The organism is Gloeobacter violaceus PCC 7421, assembly GCF_000011385.1.
GTDB classification, from domain to species: Bacteria; Cyanobacteriota; Cyanobacteriia; order Gloeobacterales; family Gloeobacteraceae; genus Gloeobacter; species Gloeobacter violaceus.
Genome location: NC_005125.1, coordinates 1,068,166 through 1,086,489, shown reverse-complemented (window position 1 = coordinate 1,086,489; position 18,324 = coordinate 1,068,166). Strand labels below are relative to the sequence as shown.

Annotated in this window: 16 protein-coding genes; 5 read left to right on the top strand and 11 right to left on the bottom strand. The window is 62.9% G+C overall.

Going from position 1 to position 18,324, the window contains the following annotated elements; genetic code table 11:
- Positions 1–3: 3 nt before the first annotated feature.
- Together GLL_RS05255 and GLL_RS05250 are read left to right on the top strand one after the other, a co-directional pair.
- Positions 4–1,635: an ABC transporter permease gene (locus GLL_RS05255; RefSeq protein ID WP_011141015.1), complete on the top strand. Its 1,632-nt coding sequence runs from the start codon at positions 4–6 to the stop codon at positions 1,633–1,635.
- Positions 1,632–2,687, top strand: coding sequence for an ABC transporter ATP-binding protein (locus GLL_RS05250; RefSeq protein WP_011141014.1), 1,056 nt, complete (start codon positions 1,632–1,634; stop codon positions 2,685–2,687). The genes GLL_RS05255 and GLL_RS05250 overlap by 4 nt, the downstream gene beginning before the upstream one ends.
- A gap of 212 nt (positions 2,688–2,899) precedes the next feature.
- Here the strand turns inward: GLL_RS05250 and GLL_RS05245 are convergent, their stop codons facing one another.
- The 3 genes from GLL_RS05245 to GLL_RS05235 all read right to left on the bottom strand — a co-directional run bounded on the left by GLL_RS05245 (position 2,900) and on the right by GLL_RS05235 (position 5,185).
- Entirely contained in the window at positions 2,900–3,754 is an 855-nt protein-coding gene (locus GLL_RS05245; protein WP_011141013.1) for an SAM-dependent methyltransferase, read from the bottom strand.
- Positions 3,755–3,819: 65 nt separating this feature from the next.
- Positions 3,820–4,452, bottom strand: coding sequence for a Uma2 family endonuclease (locus GLL_RS05240; RefSeq protein WP_011141012.1), 633 nt, complete (start codon positions 4,450–4,452; stop codon positions 3,820–3,822).
- Positions 4,453–4,531: 79 nt separating this feature from the next.
- A complete protein-coding gene (locus GLL_RS05235; protein WP_011141011.1) occupies positions 4,532–5,185 on the bottom strand; it encodes a hypothetical protein in 654 nt (217 codons plus the stop codon).
- 103 nt (positions 5,186–5,288) lie between these two features.
- On the opposite strand from GLL_RS05235, the gene GLL_RS05230 reads away from it, so the two are divergent.
- Positions 5,289–6,311 carry a hypothetical protein gene (locus GLL_RS05230; RefSeq protein WP_011141010.1) on the top strand — a complete coding sequence of 341 codons (1,023 nt, stop codon included), beginning with the start codon at positions 5,289–5,291 and terminating at the stop codon, positions 6,309–6,311.
- Between the two features lie 14 nt (positions 6,312–6,325).
- On the opposite strand, the gene GLL_RS05225 is transcribed toward GLL_RS05230, so the two are convergent.
- The 5 genes from GLL_RS05225 to GLL_RS05205 are packed head-to-tail and all read right to left on the bottom strand — an operon-like array spanning position 6,326 to position 12,209.
- Entirely contained in the window at positions 6,326–7,042 is a 717-nt protein-coding gene (locus tag GLL_RS05225) for a Uma2 family endonuclease (RefSeq protein WP_164928653.1), read from the bottom strand.
- Positions 7,043–7,089: 47 nt separating this feature from the next.
- Positions 7,090–7,494, bottom strand: a complete 405-nt coding sequence (locus tag GLL_RS05220) for a fasciclin domain-containing protein (protein WP_011141008.1) — start codon at positions 7,492–7,494, stop codon at positions 7,090–7,092.
- A gap of 21 nt (positions 7,495–7,515) precedes the next feature.
- Positions 7,516–8,826: a CO2 hydration protein gene (locus GLL_RS05215; RefSeq protein WP_011141007.1), complete on the bottom strand. Its 1,311-nt coding sequence runs from the start codon at positions 8,824–8,826 to the stop codon at positions 7,516–7,518.
- Between the two features lie 22 nt (positions 8,827–8,848).
- Positions 8,849–10,363, bottom strand: a complete 1,515-nt coding sequence (locus GLL_RS05210) for an NADH-quinone oxidoreductase subunit M (protein WP_011141006.1) — start codon at positions 10,361–10,363, stop codon at positions 8,849–8,851.
- Positions 10,364–10,400: 37 nt separating this feature from the next.
- Entirely contained in the window at positions 10,401–12,209 is a 1,809-nt protein-coding gene (locus tag GLL_RS05205) for an NAD(P)H-quinone oxidoreductase subunit F (protein ID WP_011141005.1), read from the bottom strand.
- 251 nt (positions 12,210–12,460) lie between these two features.
- Here GLL_RS05205 and GLL_RS05200 point away from each other — a divergent pair, with 251 nt between their 5' ends.
- Together GLL_RS05200 and GLL_RS05195 are read left to right on the top strand one after the other, a co-directional pair.
- Entirely contained in the window at positions 12,461–12,769 is a 309-nt protein-coding gene (locus GLL_RS05200) for a hypothetical protein (RefSeq protein ID WP_011141004.1), read from the top strand.
- Between the two features lie 128 nt (positions 12,770–12,897).
- Positions 12,898–13,842, top strand: a complete 945-nt coding sequence (locus GLL_RS05195; protein WP_011141003.1) for a LysR family transcriptional regulator — start codon at positions 12,898–12,900, stop codon at positions 13,840–13,842.
- Positions 13,843–13,849: 7 nt separating this feature from the next.
- Here the strand turns inward: GLL_RS05195 and GLL_RS05190 are convergent, their stop codons facing one another.
- From GLL_RS05190 to GLL_RS05180, 3 genes are read right to left on the bottom strand one after another with little or no spacing between them, the layout of a single operon-like run.
- On the bottom strand, positions 13,850–15,067 hold the full coding sequence (locus tag GLL_RS05190) for an acetate kinase (RefSeq protein ID WP_011141002.1): 1,218 nt from the start codon (positions 15,065–15,067) through the stop codon (positions 13,850–13,852).
- Between the two features lie 10 nt (positions 15,068–15,077).
- Entirely contained in the window at positions 15,078–15,716 is a 639-nt protein-coding gene (locus GLL_RS05185) for a histidine phosphatase family protein (protein ID WP_011141001.1), read from the bottom strand.
- 11 nt (positions 15,717–15,727) lie between these two features.
- Positions 15,728–18,298, bottom strand: coding sequence for a glycogen/starch/alpha-glucan phosphorylase (locus GLL_RS05180; protein ID WP_011141000.1), 2,571 nt, complete (start codon positions 18,296–18,298; stop codon positions 15,728–15,730).
- Between the last annotated feature and the right edge of the window lie 26 nt (positions 18,299–18,324).

Here is an 18,324-nt window from a genome sequence, read left to right as displayed (position 1 = left end):
TCGATGCGCAATCTGCAAGCGGGTGAACCCGCCCTTCGCCGCGCCCCGGCTCCGCTTCTCTGGCTTGCGGGGACGGTGGCGTGCGCCCTGGGACTGCCGCTGGTGTATCTGCTGGTGCGCAGCTTCGAGGTCGATGGGGCCACCTGGAGCAGCCTGCTTGCGACGCAATTGGGGCCGCTCTTGGCCACGACGATCGCGTTGGCCCTCGCAGTCACCGTCCTGGCCGCCGGTGTGGGCACGGGGCTGGCCTTTTTGGTCGAGCGCACCGATTTGCCGGCGCGCTCGCTGTGGCGGGTGCTTTGTGCCATGCCGCTGGTGATCCCCCCCTACGTGGGTGCTTTTTGCTATCTGACCCTGGCAGGACCGCAGGGACTCATCGAGCAGTGGCTTGCAGTCCGGCTCGGGGTGGCGGCGGTGCCGCAGGTGCGGCTCATCGGTTTTCCGGCCGGGGCGCTGGTGTTGGTACTGACGACCTATCCGTTCGTCTATCTGCTCGCCGGGGCGCAACTGCGCAGCACCGACCGCGGGCTGATCGAGGCGGCGCGCGCCTGTGGCCAGGGTCCGTGGCAGACCTTTCGCCGCGTCACCCTGCCGCTTCTGGCGCCTGCCGTCGGGGCGGGCAGCCTGCTGGTGGCCCTCTATGCCATCTCCGACTTTGGGGTGGTGAGCTTGCTGCGGGTCGAAACCTTCACTGCCGCGATTTATCTGCAACTGACCACCCGCTTTGACCGGGCCGGGGCGGCGGTGCTGAGCGCGGTGCTGGTGGTGATTGCCCTCGGGGTGCTCTGGGCGGAGCAGCGTGCCCAGGGCGGTGGGCGGGTGACCCAGATGAAAAGCGGCTGGCGGCCCCCGGCACCCGTACCCCTTGGCCCCTGGCGCGTACCCGCTCTGCTGGCGGTGGGCACGGTGGTGGGTCTGGCACTGGTATTGCCTTTTGCCCTGCTTGTCGCCTGGACCTTCCAGAGCCTCACCGACCGGAGCGCCCTGGCAGCGGTCTGGACTTCTGCTTACAACAACGTCTGGCAGGCCCTGGCCCACTCGCTCGCCAGTGCCGCCGCCGCCGCCACCATCGCCACGGTCGCCGCCTTTCCGGTGGCCCTGCTGTGGGTGCGCTATCCGTCGCGCTCGGCCGGCGTGTTCTATCGCCTCTCCCAACTCGGTTATGCCCTGCCGGGATTGGTGGTCGCCCTCAGCCTGGTGTTCGTGGGCACCCAGTTTGTCCCCTGGCTCTACGGCACCGTCGCGATGGTGCTGGTGGCCTATGTGGTCCGCTTTTTACCCGAGGCGCTGCAGGGGTTGCGCACGGCCCTCTCCCAGCTTTCGCCCACGCTCGAAGAGGCGAGTCGCTCCCTGGGCTGCTCCCCGATGTCGACCCTGGTGCGGGTGAGCTTTCCGCTGTTGTGGCCGAGTTTCATCGCCGCTTGGGCGCTGGTGTTTCTGTCGAGTCTGCGGGAATTGCCCGCCACGCTGCTGCTGCGCCCGGCCGGCTTCGACACGCTGCCCATCCGCATCTGGATTCCGGCCAGCGAATCGGTCTATACCCACGCCGCCCCGGCGGCGCTGTTGCTGGTGCTCTGCTCGCTCATTCCGCTTGCCTTTTTGTTCGTGCGCGCCCGGACGGAGGTGCCCCGATGAGCGAACCCCTGCTGGTGCTCGACCATCTCGCCAAAGGCTACGCCCGGGGCCAGAGCGCCCTCGCGGGGGTGTCTTTGGCGCTCGAAGCGGGCGAAATTCTGGCGGTGCTGGGGCCGAGCGGCTGCGGCAAGACGACCTTGCTCAGGCTGGTGGCGGGCTTCGAGGTGCCCGACGCCGGTTCGATTCGCTTTGCGGGGCAGACGGTCGCTGCTGCGGGGTATTGCCTGAACCCTGAGCGGCGCGGCATCGGCATGGTCTTTCAAGACTTTGCGCTTTTTCCGCACCTGAGCGTCGCTCAAAATATCGGCTTCGGCCTCAAAAACCCCGCCCCCAAGCGCATCGCCGAGTTGCTCGAGCTGGTGGGTTTGTCGGGTGAGCGCGAGCGCTATCCCCACCAGATCTCGGGCGGCCAACAGCAGCGCGTCGCCCTCGCCCGCGCCCTCGCCCCGGAGCCGCGCCTGGTGCTGCTCGACGAACCGTTCAGCAACCTCGACTACAGCGTGCGCGTTGCCCTGCGCGAGGAAGTGCGCGCCATCCTCCAGAAGACACGCACCGCCGCGATATTCGTCACCCACGACTGCTCGGAGGCGTTGAGCCTCGGGGACCGCGTCGCCGTGCTCAACGGCGGCTGTTTAGAGCAGTGGGACACCCCCGAGCGCCTCTACCGCGCCCCGCGTTCGCGCTTTGTCGCCCGCTTCGTCGGCCGCGCCAATGTGCTCGTCGCCCGGCGCACCCCCGAAGGCTGGCAAAGCGAGTTGGGGCTGTTGCCGTTTGCGCCCGCCACCGATGCTGCCCAGGTGGAGATCGCCCTGTACCCGGAGGCGGTGTGCTGTGTACCGGCGGCGGACGGCGTGGCGGTGATTGACGCCGTCGCTTTTTTGGGTCGCGAGTACTGCTACACGCTGAAATTGCCGTCGGGCGATCTGTGGCAGGCGTACCAGGCCGACGAGGATCCATTGCCCGCAGGCACCCCCGTCCACCTGCGCTTTACCCGCCAAAACGCCCGTATGCTGCCGTCGTGCCCACCCGCGCGAGTCGAAAAATCGCTGTAGGGTGGTGGAGCGGACCTTCGGCCGGCTGCTGCACGAGCGTCGATTGTAGGCGTAGCCGTGCGAAGCACAAAAACTATGAGCAGTGGCCCGAAAGTAGCGAGTCGATGATCTACCTGGCGAACATCCGGCTGATGTTACGGAGGCCGGCTCCCGCTAGTTCTCAGCCGTTGCACTTCATTCTTAAATTGGCGCCTTGAAAACTACCGGTTGGATTAGAACCATACTTCATTAAATCGCCTGGTCTGCTGGAAGTCGCAGACTGGGCCTTTTTCAGTCGGTCCTTCATTGAAATTTCCCATGAGTCTGTTGCCTGACACCTCTCCAACAAATCGCAAACCTACGGCCGGGGCAATAAAGCGCAGACGGTCGCCCTCCAAGCGTGCATCGCTCAATAGATGCTCCCTACCCTCGACAAGCAGGATACCGCTTACTACTTGGAAGCGTTGGCGCAGCACGAGCCGGTAACTGCGCGGGGGACCGCCCGCAGAAACACTGCCCTCCCAAACTCCCTGGGCTTCGGCAGGGATTGTCCAGGCGAAGATCTGATAGGCACGGTCCGGCGCCTGCACTTTGAGGGTCTCGTCCGGTTGCCACTCGCCCATGTCCCATTCGTTGGAGACCACGCGGGATCCGGGCTTGAGTTCGGCAAAGAGCTTGGGCCTGAGCTTCAGGTTGATCTCAGGAAACAAATACAGCGTCACGACCGAGGCCGGGCGCAGGTCGGTCTGGAAAAGATCTTGCTCAGCAAAGCGTACCCGTTCATCGACACCGGCCCGCCGGGCGTTGGTGCGGCTCAGTTCCACCAGTTCGGGAGCAATGTCCACTCCAAGACCCCGCGTGCCGTGCTCGCGGGCGGCGGTGACGACGATCCGCCCGTCGCCGCAACCGAGATCGATCAAATAGTCGTCTTTGCCCACGCGGGCGAGCTTGAGCATTGCTGCCACGACCACATCCGCCGTGGGCACGTAGGGAACGACCAGATTGCCTCCCGGTTGGGCCGGCAGCCGGCCGGCCGGCCAGAGACCCAGGCTGCTAAGCAACAAGGTGCGGCGTCGAAACAAAGACATAGTGCGACCGATAGAAGCCGCCAGATCGTCGCAGGAGCCTTGTCAGGCTTTAGTGCGCCGGGCGGCTAGGGTTCCAGTCCCAATTCTCGCAGTCGCCGGGTCAATTCTTCCGCTCGTTTCTCTGCCGCTTCCGCACGTCGGGCGACGGCCTGATAGCTCTCGAAAGAACGACCGTCCGGGCGGATCAGGCTCAAGTCGCCGTTGTCGGCCAAAGCGAAACGCACCCCGAGCAGCGGGCTGAGCCAACCCTGCATCGCCTCGACCGGTTCCAGGGAATCCCCCCGGCGCACGAATCCGGCCAGATCGTAGCGGTCGGGGTCGTAGAGGTAGTACTCCTGCACACCGAAGCGCTCGTAGAACAGCAGCTTGCGGCTCATTTCCGGCACGGTGTTACCGGGCGAGAGCACCTCGAAGACCACCTGGGGAGCGATGCCGTTCTCCTCCCACTGCCGGTAGCTGCCCCGGTCGCCTTTGGGACGGCCGAAGACGACCATCGCGTCGGGAGCCTGGCGGGTCTTGTTGTCCCCCTCCACCGGATACCACAGCAGATCGCCCGCCACGAACACGCTGGGATTGTCGGCGAACAGCCAATCGAGTCCTTCTTTGATGGTGACGATCCAGCGAAACTGCCGGGTGTTGTCGGACATCGGCAAGCCGTCGGAGTCGGGATACTGTACCGGTTGGGCGGAGATGACCATAGCACGAACCGTTTTGGCCTCATCCTAGCCGATGTGTGCAGATGTTCCAGCATCGTGTGCTGCGGCGCTGTGCAGCGCTCTACCGGCAACGCAACCGGTCAAGGTCGACATCCTGCAGCCGTTCGCTCTGGGAGCCCGGATCGCGCTGCATGACGCCGGTGCGTACATGGTAGGCGCCGCTGGTGCCGGGGGCGTGCTCAAAGAGGCCGCCGGTGCGCTTTTTGCCGGTCCAGCCCGCTGCTTTGAGCACCACGGTACGCTGGCGGATCGCTGCTTTCCCTGGTTTGACGCTGGTGATTTCGACAAAATCTTCCAGAAGTGCTCCGCGGCTATCTTTGAGGCGCTCGGTGAAGGCGAAGCGCTCGGAGGTGTGGCGGGTCACCTGCCAGCAGACGCGCTCCAGCTTCTCGCCGTCGTCGTAATGGGTGTAGTAGCGCGGCGAGAGGTCGCCGGGCAGGGCCAGTTCTTCTTTGCGGTAGCGGCCGAGGTTTCGAAAGCCTTTTTCTTCGACGATGATCGACGTGTAGCGCCAGGTGCCGCGCACCCACTCGGGGATCACTTTTTCGATCCCCAGCTGCAAAGCGGGCGGGGACTCGGTGGACGGTTCGCTCAATTCGGTGTCGGCGGTGCTGTCGGGGGTCTGGGCGCTCACCCGGATAGCGCAGCCCAACAGCCAACCGGTCGCGATGAGTAGACTTTTGCTTAGCTTGCACAACTGGAGCATAGAAGCCATCGGCAGTGATCCTGCAGACAGAGAGGGGCTTCTATTCTATGCGCTAGGATAATTGCCATCTGTATGAACACTCAGCCGCCGCAGTGCTTGGCGGGAGACAGCGATGCAGGGCTTGGGCGGACGGGTATCGGCGGCGGCGGCAGTTGCGCTGTTGTTCTGGGCAAGCGTGGAGCCACTCGGGGCCGCCCCGGTCGCTTCCTTGCAGAAGGTTGTCACCCAAAGCGGTCTGGCAGGGGAGCGGGTGCGGTTGTCGCGCGCGGGGGAAATGCTCACCATCGAGACTGGACAATTATATACAGACCGCGATCAGTTGAAGCTGGTGCTGGTGGGGCTCGCCAACCTGGTGAGTTCTCGGGACAAACAGATTAAACAAGTCAAGTTGCGCGGTCAACTGCTCGGCGAGGAGCGACCGCTCGAAGCGACGGTTCCAGTGAGTCTGGCAGGTCAGATCCGGCGGCAGAGCAGCCCCGCCGGGCTCAAAAACATTGTCCTTGCCCCCTTTGCCGGGGATCTCAGTGCGCTTGCGACTGAGCCTGCCACCGAGCCCCGTCCAGCGATCAGCACTGCCCAGAGTGCCCGGCCCCACCTGCCGGTGATTGGCGAGCCGCTGATGGCCGGTCAGCCGGTGGCGGACGCCGGACGGGGCGACGACAGCCGGCTGGTGCACGCGGGTAACGCGATGCTGGTGCGCCTTGACCGGGAGGTATCGCTGGCGGCGAGCGCGTCGGTGGCGGTCAGTGCGGTAGTGGATCAGCCGGTGGTGGGGGCGCGCGGCACGATCGTCATTCCCCGCGGCAGCCGCGTGCATGGGTTGGTCGAAAAGGCCGACGGCGGGGCGCAACTGGTGATTCGCGAACTGGAGATTGACGGGAACCGTTATGCGATCGCCGCCGCTTCAGCGGTCATCTACACGCCCCTTTCAGGTGGAAATACTGGCCCTGTGGCCCATCCGAGCGTGATGGCCGGTTATGGCGGTTTTCTGGTAGGCGGCCCGATCGGCGGCTTACTGGGAGTACTTTTGGGTGGCCTCGCAGGACCGGCCGCCGCCCCCCCGCGCGTCTACGGAGTCCCGGCCGGACCGCTGACGGTGCGCCTGATCGAAGACTTGAGGACAGATTTGCCTTGAAACATTTTGCGGCGCTACGGCTCCAATCCCATTTCCTGCAGACGCCGGGTCAGCTCCTCGGCGCGCTGCTCGGCTACCTGAGCCCGCTGCTGAGCCTGTTCGGCCTCCTGCCGCGCCATCTGGGTTTCCTGCTGCGCCATCTGGGTCTGAAGTCGTTCCGCTTCGGCCCTGCGGGCGACGGCTTGATAGCTCTCAAAAGGTAAGCTGTCGGGACGGACAAGAACCAGGTCGCCGTTGTCGGCCAAAGCGAAACGCACCCCCAGGCGCGGGCTGACCCAACCCTGCATTGCATCGACCGGATCCAGGCGGTCGTCCCGACGCACAAATCCGGCCAGATCAAAGCGATCGGGATCGTAGAGGTAGTATTCCTCTACACCGAAGCGCTCGTAGAACAGCAGCTTGCGGCTCATCTCAGGCACCGTGTTACCGGGCGAGAGCACCTCGAAGACCACCTGGGGAGCGACGTCGCCTTCTTCCCACTGCCGGTAGCTGCCCCGGTCGCCCTTGGGGCGGCCGAAGACGACCATCGCGTCGGGAGCCTGGCGGGTCTTGTTGTCCCCCTCCACTGGGTACCACAGCAGATCGCCCGCCACGAACACGCTGGGATTGTCTGCGAACAGCCAATCGAGCCCTTCTTTGATGTAGACGATCCAGCGAAACTGCCGGGTGTTGTCGGACATCGGCTGGCCGTCAGAATCCGGGTACTGGACCGCCTGGGTAGAGATAACCATGGCCTGGACCATTTTGGCCTCATCCTAGCCGATGTGTGCAGATGTTCCTAGCCCATCAAGATGACGCGGTCCAGGACGTGGATGATGCCGTTGTCGGCTTCGATGTCCGCCGCAAGGACCGTGGCGTTTTTGACCTCGAAGACGCCTTCTGCGCAATAAAAGGGGATGGGGGCGCCTTCGACGGAGTTGAGGGAACCCACCCTGGCCAAGTCCGCCTGTTTGTAGCGGCCGGGGACGACGTGGAAGCAGAGGATGCGCGCCAGTTGGGGCGGGTTTTGCACCAGGGAGGTGACGGTACCCGGGGGCAGTTGGGCGAAGGCCTCGTCGTTGGGGGCAAACACAGTGAACGGGCCGGGACTTTTGAGGGTATCAACCAGGCCGGCCACCTGGACGGCGGTCACCAGGGTCTTGAAGGCACCGGCGCCCACGGCGATGTCGACAATGTCGGGCATGGGAGTGTTTTCCTTGGGTAGCTAACGGTAGTCCTGGTGCTGGATATCGCGCAGGCGCGCCTCGGGCCGCTTGAAGCGGTCAAGCTGCATCTCAAAAAAAGCCCGGTTGGCCTGCAAATGGCGCGGATTCGGATCGTCGAGCGGGTAGAGTAACGCCGCGCGCAAGGCCTGGATAACCGCCGAGGTGACACAGTACATCGAGCGCTGAAAGGTGATGCCCAGTTGGATGAGCATGTCGTCCTTGCCCTTGCAGTGGCGGCTGTAGTACTCGACCAGATAGGGCGGCAGGAAATGGTACATGTCCTGCATCAGCAGCGTGGGCGGGATCCCGGCGGTGCCCACCGGAAAGACATCGGCATAGAGAATGCCAAAGTGAAAGTCTTTTTGATCTTCGGGTACCTGCTTGGCCTGGGCGTTATAGGACTTGGTGCCGCGAAAGGGAGAGGTGCGGTAAAAGACGGCCTCCACGTAGGGCAGGGCCGCCTCGTACAGCCAGGTGAAGCCCTTGGATTTGGGGATGACCTCGTAGCACTCGCCCCGGATATAGACGTGGTGGTAGATGGGCCGCCCGGCAATGGCAAAGATGCCGTTGACGAGAAAGTTCATCGCCTCGGGGACGGTGCGCAATTTGCCCTCGTCGAACAAATCCGACATCTCGAAGAAGACCGGGGCCATCACCTCCCAAAAGAGGCCCAGGTTGGCCAGGTAACTCGCCTGGCGGCACTGCTCCAAGAACAGGTCCGGAAAGAGTTTGTGCAGGGCGAGCATGGCCGGATTGCCCTTGAAGTAGGCGCGGATAGCCCGATCGGCACCCTCGCGGTATTCGTCGCTGTCCAGATAATCGTTGAAGCGCCCGCCCATACCCTGGTGCCAGAGCATGGCGCGCATGCACTCCTCGGCAAATTCCATGTTGATACGGTCGTGCCAGAGGTGGTGGAACAACTTGGGCATCTTGCCGGTTTCGCCCTTTTCCATGAAGGCCAACAGTTCCGGGTGGGCGGTGGCGGGACCGCGCCAGATGCGCAAGTCGGCGTCCTCGCCCGCGTAGTGGTTGTGGCGATCCAGATATTCCTGGGTCGGGAAGTACTTGAAAAAGGGCAGCGGATCGAGGAAGACCTGCTCGGCCATATAGAGCAAGTCGCGCCAGTAGAAGTCCATCGGCACGGCGTAGGCCTTGTAGATGCCGATGATTTGCATCAGGTTCTCGGGCGAATCCGGCAACATCGCTCCGCCCGCCTCCAGGCGGTGAACGACCTGCGCAAATTCGTGCTGGGAGGGCGGGAGCACCCCGCTGTAGCCGGGGAGGATAGGGGATTTTGTGGCGGTCGTCATCGGCGGATACCTCGTGCGGTGACTAGTTCGGGCTGAGAGAAGCGGCGGCGGCCGGCATTTTGGGCTGGTTGGCCGCACTTTGAACTGGGGTAACCATCGACTCGGCGGTCACCTCGCTCCAGCGCGAGAGCCACTCGGGCTGAACGCCCAGGACCAGGATGATGCCGGCGAGGATCAATGCAGGGGTGCGCTCGATCCAGCGCACCGGCGGGTAGTAGGCGGTGGCGTTATCCAGGCGACCGAAGCAGGTGCGGTTGAGCAAAATCACGAAGTAGACCGCCGTGAGACCGCTGCAGACGACGCACAGAATCGTCTGGACCGGGAAGGCGGCAAAGGAGCCCTGCAACACCAGAAATTCGGCCACGAAGCCCACCAGCCCCGGAATGCCGGCGGAGGCCATCCCCCCCAGCACCAATAGCGCGCTCACCATCGGCAGGCCGCGAATCGGGTTCATCAGGCCGTTGAGCACGTCCAGGTCGCGGGTGCCGACTTTGGCTTCGACCACCCCCACCAGGTGGAACAAAATCGCGAGGATGAGGCCATGGCTCACCATCTGCAGCATCGCCCCGAGCAGGCTCAAAGGGGTGGCGGCGGCGGCGGCCAGGAGAATATAGCCCATGTGGCCAATCGAGCTGTAGGCAACCATGCGCTTGATGTCCCTCTGGGCAATGGCGGAGAAGGCGCCGTAGACAGCGGTGATTGCACCGATCGTGGCAAGCCCCGGCGCCACCAGTGCCCAGGTCTCAGGAAAGAGCCCCAGGCCGAAGCGCAGCAGGCCGTAGGCTCCGAGCTTGGCGAGCACCCCGCCTAAGAGAATGGCCACCGGCGGGGACGCTTCGCAGTAGGCGTCCGGCAGCCAGGTGTGCAGCGGCACCAGCGGAATCTTGATGCCGAAGCCGACCAGCAGCATCGTGAGCAGAATCAACTGGGTAATCAACGGCAGGGCGGCGGTGGATTGTTCGCCGTAGGCGAAGCTTGACGAACCGTCCAGCAGCACTAGGCCCAGAAAAGCACCCAGAATTAAGAAGCCCGAGACGGCGGTGTAGATGAGAAATTTCATCGCCGCGTAGCCGCGCTTCTCACTGCAGCCCCACAAAAAGATGAGCAGATAAAAGGGCAGCAGTTCCAGCTCGTAGAACAAGAAAAACAGCAGCAAATTCTGGGCGGCGAACGCTCCGGCCATCCCGCCCCCGGCCAGCAACAGCAAGCCGTAGTAAAGCCTGGGGCGCTCGCCGGAGTACGCGTTGCTGTAGATGGCGATCCAGATGAGCAGGCTGTTGAGGGCAATGAGCGGCAGCGAGAGGCCGTCCGCCCCGAGGCTGTAGTGCAGGCCTACCGGGGCAATCCAGGGGATAAATTCGACAAACTGCAACCCCGGCCGGGCAGGGTCGAACTGCCAGAGCAACCCGGCCGACCAGAGCACCCCGGCCGTGGCGAAGGCGAGGGCGATGCTTCGCAATCTTGCGGCGGAAGCGCCGGGCCAGAGGCCCACCAGCAGAGCGCCCACCACCGGCAACCAGATAAGCACACTCAACATTGCAACCGTACCTCGCGCGTCGTGTGGAGAACAGGAGCTAAATCATCAGCATTCCGAGGAGCACGACCCCCAGAATGATCGTGAGCAAATAGAACTGGGTCTGGCCGGTGGTGCTGTACTTGATGCCCTCGCCACCCAAAAACGAGAGCTGCCCCACCAGGTTCACCAACCCGTCGACCACGTAGCGGTCAAAGAGTGAAACGAACTGCGAAATCAAACCGATCACAAAGACGATGGTGTTCTTGTAGGCGACGGCGGTGTAAAAGTCGTTGGCCAGCCAGTCCTGCACCGGGCGGTTGGGCAATTCCACCGGCCTGAGCCGCGCTCCGAGCACCACGCCTGCCAGGCCCGGCACCACTAGGGCCACCAGGGCGGGGAGCGCCAGCGGATTGGCGGCGGTGCCGGGCAGCAAGCCGATCGTGGCAAGCACGATGGGAAAATGAATCACCAAACCGGCGAGCACCGTCATCGGCACCACCATCGGCCAGGGCGCCTCAGGCGAGCGCACGGTCATCTGGGTAGGCTTGCCCAGGAAAATCAGACCGAAGACGCGGCCCAAAGCAAAACCGGCCAGGGCATTGACGACCACCACGAGCACAGCCAAAAGCGGCTGGGCGTTCCAGAGCCCCTCGACCATCTCCAGTTGCGCCCAAAGGCCCCCGAGGGGCAAAGCCGCCACCAACCCAAAGCAGCCGGTCAGATAGCACAGCGCGGTGACGGGCCGACGCGACCACAGACCGCCCAACTGGCTGAGATCCTGGCTGATGTTGTTCCAGACTGCCGAACCCACGGCCATCACCAACAGCGCCATCGCCAGGGCATTGGCCAAAAGCAGCAGCAGCGCGGTCGAAAGCTGGCCGGTGGCCACTGCGACGAGCACCAGGCCCAGGTAAGCACTCACCAGGTACGACAATACCCGCTTGACGTCGATCTGGGCCAGGGCCACCAGCGAGCCGCCCAGGGCGGTGATCGAGCCGATGGCGATGAGGGCCGCGACGGTTACCGGCGAGAGGGCAACGAGCGGATACATTTTGACCAACACCCAGGCGCCGGTGGCGACCACCACCGAGTTGCGCAGAATGGTCGAAGGCAAGGGACCTTCCATGGCCTCGTCGAGCCACAGGTGCAGCGGGAACTGGGCGCACTTGCCGATCGGGCCGGCGATCAGCGCCAGTCCCAACAGGGTGGCAACACTCGCGTCCGGGGGAGTCACAGCCGCCCAGCGCGCCAGTTCCGAGAAGTCCCAGGTGCCCGCCAGCGGCCAGAGGGCAAGTACGCCCATCAACATAAACAGGTCGCCGACGCGCTTAGTCAAAAAAGCGTCGCGCGCCCCGGTGACCACCAGGGGCTGGTTGAACCAGAACCCAACCAGCAAATAGGTGCCCAGGGTGAGAATTTCGAGGATAAAGTAGCTGAAAAACAGCGAATTGCACAGCACCAGCGCGCTCATGCCCGCCTGGAACAGGCCCAACAGCGAAAAGAGCCTGGCCCATCCCCAGTCCATCTCCAGGTAGGCGACGGCGTACAACTGGGCGAGCAAGCCCAACCCAGCCACCACCGCCGCCGCCGTCACCGTTACCGCCGAAATTTCCAGCGGCAGCGTCAGGGTCAGTCCCGGCACCTCCAACCAGGTAAAGCTCATCGCCACCGGCCCCTGACCCCAGACCTCCCGCAGCAACAGCAGGCAATGGACCAGGGCAAACAGCGTCGCAATCAAATTGAGGTAACCGGCCGGGCGCGGTCCGGTCTTGCGGATGATCCCCGGGGACCAGGGCAGGGCCAGCACGGCGCCGGCCAGATTGTACAGGGGAATCCACCAGGCAGATTGAACAATAGCGAGATCCATCGCAGCCAGAACTCCCGACGCTGGACACATGCACGAACATCCGGCCCGAGCGGCTCCCCGCGGCGCGAGGGACCGTTTTTCGACCCGCTTGGACTATTGCATCGATGTTAATATTGCTTTGCAATAGATAAAAGTAGATGATATCAATAATTAATATCGACTTTCATCTATGATTTTGTCCGGTTGGGGCGGTGGGCTCGCTGCGGATCTGCTATATCTGAGCACAATATCCGCCAGGCAGGAGGTGGCCCGTGAAGATCGTGTGGGAAACGACGGTGTACGCGGGAAACGGGCCGAGCTACTGCGCGATTTGCACCGATCGCTTTCATCCGCTGCGCGCCCGCGGCAGTCTCTCATTGCTGGCGGTGGTCTATAACCAGCGGGGACAAGCCTGCGGCGAGGCCTGCCGCGATTGTGCCGGGGCTTCTGCCGAGGTGATCCGGCGGTTGCTCGGTGAGCGCATCGACAAGCTGCGCTCCGACCTGCAAGATCTCGAAGCACTGGCCGCGGAGCCGATCGAGCCGCCCTCGCTGGAGCAGGAGTTTCGCGCCCATTTATAGGTTTTCTGCAGGCGGCTCCCGACCCGCTGTCGGCTGGTAGATGAGAACATTCTCATTCAGCCATCACCTTAAGTTGATGTTATTCCTGTTCATGATAGAACTATGTCTATAGGTGCTGGAGGATCGTCTTGAAGCACGCCACATTGCACCAGCTGCAGGTGTTTCAGGTGGTTGCGCGCCACCGCAGCTTCACGCGCGCCGCGGAGGAGTTGTTCCTCACCCAGCCGACCGTCTCGATGCAGATCAAGCAGCTGACCCGGGCGGTTGGGATGCCGCTGTTCGAGCAGATCGGCAAGCGGTTGTTTTTGACGGATGCGGGCCGGGAGCTGCTCGCCACCTGCGAAGAGATATTCACCCGTCTGGCCCAGTTCGAGATGACCGTCTCCGACATGCAGGGGCTCAAAAAAGGGCAATTGCGCCTCGCGGTGGTGACAACAGCCAAGTACTTTGCGCCGCGCCTTTTGGGGCCGTTTTGCCAGCGCTATCCGGAGATCGACATTTCGCTGGAGGTGGCCAACCGCGGCCGGGTGCTCGAACGGTTGGCGGAGAACCTCGATGATTTTTATATCGTCGGCCAGGTGCCCGAGGATCTCAACGTCGAGATGCATCCGTTTCTCGATGACCAACTGGTGGTGATTGCGCCCTACCACCATCCGCTGGCGCTGCAGCGCAATATTCCTGCGAGCCGTCTGGTGCAAGAACCCTTTTTGATGCGCGAACCCGGCTCGGGCACGCGCATGGTGGTGCAGCAATTTTTCGAAGAGCGCCGTCTCACCCCGCGCGTCAAGATGGAACTGGGCAGTTCCGAAGCGATTAAGCAGGCGGTCATCGGCGGATTGGGCATCGCAGTGCTCTCCCACCACGCCCTGGCGAGCGAAGGGGCGTTGCACCATCTGGCCATCCTCAATGTCGAAGGTTTTCCGATCCGCCGCCACTGGCATGTCGTCTATCCGGCGGGCAAGCGCCTCTCGGTGGTCGCCCGCACGTTCTTGCAGTACCTCATCGAAGAGGGCCGCGAGGTGGCCGAGCGCACCAGCTTCGAGATGACCAGTCTGTTGGAGCGGCCCGCCTGAATTCGCCTCAACGGCGCAGGTGCTGCCAGCATTCCCGGGCAATCGCCCAGTCCTCCTGGGTGTGAATGACCAGCACCCGCACCGCTGAATCCGCGGCGGCAATGTCTGCGTCCCTGGGTCGGCCGTTGTTCTTTTGGGGGTCGAGGGCCACCCCGAGAAATCCCAGCGCTTCGCAGGCTCCGGCGCGCACGGGGGCTGCGTTTTCTCCCACCCCGGCAGTAAAGATCAAGGCGTCGAGGCCGCCCAGGCTCACGGCCATCGCTCCGATCCCGGCACGCAGTCGGTGGATGTATATATCGAGCGCCAGTTTGGCGCGGGCGTTGCCTTCGTCGATCGCTTTGAAGAGCGGGCGCAGGTCGTTGGAAATCCCGGAGACGCCTTCCAACCCCGAAGCCTGGTTGAGGATGTGATCGAGCTTGTCCACGGTGTAGTCGGCCTGGCGCATCAGATGAATCAAAATGCCGGGGTCGACGGAGCCTGAGCGGCTGCCCATCATCAGTCCTTCCAGGGGCGTAAATCCCATGGTGGTATCGATGCTGAAGCCGCCCTGCACGGCGGCGAGCGAACAGCCGTTGCCCAGATGACAGGTGATCAGGCGCAACTGCGCCAGGTCGCGCCCGAGGATCTGGGCGGCGCGCTCGGCGCAGTAGCGGTGGCTGATGCCGTGGAAGCCGTAGCGACGGATGCCCTGATCGAGCCACTCGTAAGGACCGGGGTAGACGTAGGCAGCAGCGGGCAGGCGGCTGTGGAAGGCGGTGTCGAAAACGGCGATTTGGGGCACCTGCGGGCCGAGGAGCGCTTCGAGCGCTTCGATACCGGCGAGGTTGGCCGGGTTATGCACCGGCGCAAAGCGTGCGAGCTGATCGATGGCTGCCTTCACCTCGGGGGTGATCCGGGTGCTCTCGCGGTACGCTTCACCGCCGTGGACGACCCGATGTCCGACCATCTCGATTTCGCTTGGATCTGCGATCACCCGGGTCTCGCCGCTGTAGAGAGTTTCGAGCATCCGGGCGCTGTCTTCGGAGCGCGACCCGCCTTGCAGGGTTTTTTCGTGTCGATGGTGGACGGTTTTGATCTTCAGCTTTGCGCCATCTCCGCCGTGGGGCCAGTCGATCTGTGCTTCCCACAGCGGCTGCGGCGGCTCCTGGGGCAGCTGGGTGTGCGGCAGGTCGTACAGGCAGCTTTTCTGGCTGCTCGAACCGGCGTTGAGAACGAGTACTTTCACCTCACAGCCCTCAAGTTCCCGGTAGGGTGCGCAACTCCTGACCGAGGTGGGCGCGGTCGTTGAGCGATTCTAAAAGCGGTCCGTGCACGTCGAATTTGACCGTACTCAGCGAGGCCGCCAGGATGTTGATGCGGTCGCGGTAGCGGCCGAGGTCGATGCCCAACAGCGAGCAGAGCATAATGCGAATGGTCGCCTTGTGCGAAACCACAAGCACGTTGCCGTCCGCATACTTCGATTCGATCTCGGCGATCACCGGCATGGCGCGGCTGGCGATCGCCACTGAGGTCTCGCCGCCGGTGGGCGGGTTCCAGGCGGGTTCGGTCAGCCAGCGCCCGTAATCGTCGGCGTAGTGCGCTTTGACATCGTCGCTGGTCTTGCCTTCCCATGCGCCGTAGCGGATCTCTTTGAGGCCGTCGCGCAACTGCATCTCCAATCCCAGGGCTTCGCACAGGGGCCTGGCCGTCGCCACGGTGCGCCGCATCGGACTGACGTAGAGTGCATCCCAGGGGGTGGAGCGGTGGGCGGCGGCAAACGCCGCCGCCATCATCTCGCCCTCAGCGGTCAACTCGGGGTCGAGTTCGCCACAGTAGCCCCCCGTGCGGCTGTAGATCGTCTCACCGTGGCGCAGAAAATGGACCCGCAGGCTCATGCCCCTCTCCTTTAGGTGGCCGCCACCGGCTGCGGTTTGACCGCGAGACCGGCGGTCGCCTGGACGTACTCCTCCAGCACCACATCCACCGCAACCGCCCCCCAGATGTCCTCGCAGTACTCGCGAATCGCCCGGTCCGAGGAGAATTTGCCCATGCGGGCGGAGTTGAGAATCGACATGCGCGTCCAGTGCTCCTGATCCCGGTAGGCTTCGCCCACCCGGTCCTGGCATTCGACGTAGGACTGGTAATCGGCGAGCAACAGGTACTCGTCGCGGTTGAGCAGGTGGTCCACCAACGGCGCGAACAGGTGCGTTTCGCCCGAAGAGAGAACCCCCGATGCGAGCTGATCGATCACCTGGCGCAGGGCGGGATTGCCGTTGTAGTAATCCCGGGGGTTGTAGCCGCGCGCTTTGAGGGCGTAGACCTCCTCGGTGGTGAGGCCGAACAGGAAGAAGTTTTCTTCCCCGGCTTCCTCGCGAATCTCGACATTGGCGCCATCCAGGGTGCCGATGGTGAGCGCACCGTTCATGGAGAACTTCATGTTGCCCGTACCGGAGGCTTCTTTGCCGGCGGTGGAGATTTGCTCGGAAAGTTCAGCGGCCGGGTAGACCCGCTGGCCGAAAGTGACGTTGTAGTCGGGCAAAAACACGACTTTGAGCCGGCCGCCCACATCGGGGTCGTTGTTGACAACATCTGCCACCGAGTTGATCAATTTGATGATCAGTTTGGCCATGAAATAGCCCGGCGCCGCCTTGCCGCCGAAGATGAACGTGCGGGGGGTGATCTCAAGCTCGGGATTCTGCTTGAGGCGATTGTACAGAGTGATGATGTACAGCACGTTCAGGTGTTGGCGCTTGTACTCGTGGATGCGCTTGACCTGGATATCGAACAGCGAATGGGGATCGACCACCAGTCCCGTGCGTTTGCGGATGTATTCGGCGAGGTTCGTTTTGTTGTTGAGCTTGATTTGCCGCCAGCGCGATTGAAACTCTTTGTCGTTGGCAAAGCGCTCCAGTTCGCGCAGCTCACCCAGATTTTTGATCCAGCCGTCGCCGATGCTCTCGCTGATCAAGAAGGCCAGCTCCGGATTGCTCAGCATGATCCAGCGGCGCGGCGTGACGCCGTTGGTTTTGTTGGAAAATTTTTCGGGCGACAGTTCATAAAAATCGCGCAGCACGTCGCGCTTGAGTAACTCGCTGTGCAGGGCGGCCACGCCGTTGATGGCATGGCTGCCGGCGCTCGCCAGATGCGCCATGCGCACGAATTTTTCCGGTCCCTCCTGGATGAGCGACAGGCGCGCAAGGCGGCCGGTATCGCCCGGGAACTTCGCGCTCACCTCCTGAAGAAATCGCCGGTTGATCTCGAAGATAATTTCCAGGTGGCGGGGCAGCAGGCTGCCGAATAAACTCAACGGCCAGCGCTCCAGCGCCTCCGGCAGCAAGGTGTGGTTGGTGTAGGCGAACGTGTTTTGGGTAATCTGCCAGGCCGTATCCCAGTCGATGTTGTGCTCGTCGACCAATAGCCGCATCAACTCGGCGATACCGATCGACGGGTGGGTGTCGTTGAGCTGAATGGCGGCACTGTTGTGCAGATCTTCGAGTTTGCCGCCCACGTAGAGGTGTCGGCGAATAATGTCCTGCAGCGAGCAGGAGACAAAGAAAAACTGCTGCTCCAGACGCAATTCCCGCCCCTGTAGCGGCTCGTCGTTGGGGTAGAGCACCTTGGAGATGTTTTCGGAGTACATCTTGGCGTTGACCGCACCGTAGTAGTCGCCGAGGTTGAACGCCTGAAAATCGAAAGATTCGGGCGCTTCCGCCTTCCAGAGGCGCAGAGTGTTGGCGGCGTTGTTCTTGAATCCGAGGACGGGTGTATCGTAGGGGACGCCCACGATGGTCCGCTCCGGAATCCAGCGCACCCGGTAGCGGCCGGCTCCGTCCACAAAAGCCTCGGTGTGGCCACCGAGCTTGACTTCGACGGTGGCCTCCGGCCGGGCGATCTCCCAGGGATTGCCGTAGCGCAGCCACTTGTCGGTGATTTCTACCTGCCAGCCGTCTCGAATTTCTTGATCGAAAATGCCGAATTCATAGCGCAAACCGTAGCCGACAGCCGGAATCTCAAGGGCCGCCAGCGAGTCGAGATAGCAAGCCGCAAGCCGCCCGAGGCCGCCGTTACCCAGCCCCGGTTCTTCTTCTTGGGCAATCAGTTCCTCAAGATTGAGACCCGATTCCTGGATAGCCTGACGCACCTGGTCATAGATGCCGAGGCTGACCAGATTGTTGCCCAGGTGCGGTCCCATCAAAAATTCCGCCGACAAATAATAGACAACTTTGACTTCGGGTTTGAGCTGGGCTTTGATCGTGCTCAGCCACCGTTGCAACAACCGGTCGCGCACGGTGTAGGCGAGAGCCATATAGTAATCGTTCAGTGTCGCGATGTCGGCGTTTTTGCCCTGGATATAAAACAAATTATCGGCAAAGGCGCGCTTGAGCGTCTCGACGCTCAAACCGGTGCGATCGTCCTCGATCTGGACTGGCGCTGCCGCTGCAGCCGCGGTCTTTTTGTCCGACTTATCTTTTGCCATCGTGGGTTCTCGACGCAGTGGGTGTT

Bases quoted from the DNA above. Each gene is read 5' to 3' on its own strand.
- GLL_RS05185 (WP_011141001.1), bottom strand. From the start codon at position 15,716: ATGAGCCTGCGGGTCCATTTTCTGCGCCACGGTGAGACGATCTACAGC.
- GLL_RS05220 (WP_011141008.1), bottom strand. From the start codon at position 7,494: ATGCCCGACATTGTCGACATCGCCGTGGGCGCCGGTGCCTTCAAGACC.
- GLL_RS05230 (WP_011141010.1), top strand. From the start codon at position 5,289: ATGCAGGGCTTGGGCGGACGGGTATCGGCGGCGGCGGCAGTTGCGCTG.
- GLL_RS05210 (WP_011141006.1), bottom strand. From the start codon at position 10,363: ATGTTGAGTGTGCTTATCTGGTTGCCGGTGGTGGGCGCTCTGCTGGTG.
- GLL_RS05225 (WP_164928653.1), bottom strand. From the start codon at position 7,042: ATGGTTATCTCTACCCAGGCGGTCCAGTACCCGGATTCTGACGGCCAG.
- GLL_RS05245 (WP_011141013.1), bottom strand. From the start codon at position 3,754: ATGTCTTTGTTTCGACGCCGCACCTTGTTGCTTAGCAGCCTGGGTCTC.
- GLL_RS05255 (WP_011141015.1), top strand. From the start codon at position 4: ATGCGCAATCTGCAAGCGGGTGAACCCGCCCTTCGCCGCGCCCCGGCT.
- GLL_RS05205 (WP_011141005.1), bottom strand. From the start codon at position 12,209: ATGGATCTCGCTATTGTTCAATCTGCCTGGTGGATTCCCCTGTACAAT.
- GLL_RS05240 (WP_011141012.1), bottom strand. From the start codon at position 4,452: ATGGTCATCTCCGCCCAACCGGTACAGTATCCCGACTCCGACGGCTTG.
- GLL_RS05235 (WP_011141011.1), bottom strand. From the start codon at position 5,185: ATGGCTTCTATGCTCCAGTTGTGCAAGCTAAGCAAAAGTCTACTCATC.
- GLL_RS05250 (WP_011141014.1), top strand. From the start codon at position 1,632: ATGAGCGAACCCCTGCTGGTGCTCGACCATCTCGCCAAAGGCTACGCC.
- GLL_RS05180 (WP_011141000.1), bottom strand. From the start codon at position 18,298: ATGGCAAAAGATAAGTCGGACAAAAAGACCGCGGCTGCAGCGGCAGCG.
- GLL_RS05215 (WP_011141007.1), bottom strand. From the start codon at position 8,826: ATGACGACCGCCACAAAATCCCCTATCCTCCCCGGCTACAGCGGGGTG.